We start from the raw sequence: 1,354 nt of genomic DNA on the forward strand, positions 1-1,354 counted from the left end.
TCTGGCGATCCCTCAAATACGAATGCGTCTACCTGAACGCTTTCGAAACCGGCTCCGAAGCCCGCGACGGGATCGGAAACTGGATCACTTACTACAACGAAAGACGCCCGCACTCATCACATGGGATCATGACGCCGGACGAGGCCTATGATAGACGATCTCCGGACCTGAAGCTTGCCGCCTGAAATGAAACCAATGCTATAGCTTAGCACGGCGGCAAACTGGTCGAATGTCCAGGACCACCTCTTTCTTTCGTCATCGCAAGAACGGTTTTGTGAACCCAATCCCTGACAAGACCAGCTTCTTTCTTACGTTCAGCCAGCGCGCGCTGCCGTTCTGCGCCTGATTTAGGCTTTTTCTTGCTTTCTGTGGGATCCTGCTTTGGAGGTAACAGATCTTTAGCGTTGAGTGTGAAAACCCCGTCTTGAAGCTTCATGCGGGCTTCGGTGACTTCGATTGTTGATAGCTCTCCTGCGAGGATTGCGGCTTCGATTTCAGGGGCGATATTGACGATTTGCGCGGTCATGGTGGTATCTCCGTTAGTCTGACGCGTTTGACTAACGGGAGATGGGTTTCTCCCGGTCTTTCCATAGGAAGTTTGTTCTTTGTAAGCGTGCTCGTTTCTGTCCATCAACAAAAAGTCACGTGCCCGCTGAACGGAAGATGCATCCGCCCTTTTACAATGCACCTCGTCTATCCACGCCTGCACTTCCGCGTGGGCCTTTGAAAGCGCCCTTCGTCATCCACGGCAGTAGCCCCAAACACACACTCTATAGGCTCCAAGAATTCTCGATAGACACTTCAGATTGCACACGTATATTCAAAGACATATCACGCAAACACTACCTATGGCATGGTGCCACTGAACATAGTGATCTGCCAGTGAAGCACCGTTCAGAGCCTTGCCTTCATTCTTACAATCGAAGTTGGAGAAATTATGTCAAACGAATTCAATGACGCTCTACAAAAAGGCGCGCAAGGCAAAGCCATTCTTTTTTGCGGGGCTGGGGCTGACCTGCCACTGAACTTTCATCCAGCCGCGATTTGAGCCCGGTTGGTGTTTACGCCAATCGGCGCGGGTTGAGCAATCGCCCGACGCGCGGAGCTTTCATCTGGCGCAGCGGGGCGGGCGATTGCAGTGTTCAGGGTTCGGGCATAGTCAGCCGGGGTCTGGTAATCCAAGGCCGAGTGCGGGCGCTCGGTGTTGTAGTCGGTAGCCCAGGCCGCGATCACAACACGAGCGTGAGCCAGGTTGCGGAACATGGTCTCGTTGAGCAGCTCGTCGCGCATCCGGCCGTTGAAACTCTCCACGAAGCCATTCTGCATCGGCTTGCCCGGCGCGATGTAGTGCCAT

The 1,354-nt window shown here is 53.8% G+C and carries 3 protein-coding genes; 1 reads left to right on the forward strand and 2 read right to left on the reverse strand.

Annotated features, from left to right (window positions below; all coding sequences use genetic code 11):
* A partial coding sequence (locus TRM7557_RS04035; protein WP_082626567.1) for an integrase core domain-containing protein occupies nucleotides 1–185 on the forward strand: 185 nt, incomplete at its 5' end.
* Nucleotides 186–205: 20 nt separating this feature from the next.
* Here TRM7557_RS04035 and TRM7557_RS04040 read toward each other — a convergent pair.
* Together TRM7557_RS04040 and TRM7557_RS04045 are read right to left on the reverse strand one after the other, a co-directional pair.
* Nucleotides 206–526 (reverse strand): hypothetical protein, encoded by a 321-nt coding sequence (locus tag TRM7557_RS04040; RefSeq protein ID WP_058288947.1) that lies wholly within the window; start codon nucleotides 524–526, stop codon nucleotides 206–208.
* 503 nt (nucleotides 527–1,029) lie between these two features.
* The coding region (locus TRM7557_RS04045) for an integrase core domain-containing protein (protein ID WP_131727516.1) at nucleotides 1,030–1,354 on the reverse strand (325 nt) is incomplete at its 5' end.

The organism is Tritonibacter multivorans (genome assembly GCF_001458415.1).
GTDB lineage: Bacteria > Pseudomonadota > Alphaproteobacteria > Rhodobacterales > Rhodobacteraceae > Epibacterium > Epibacterium multivorans.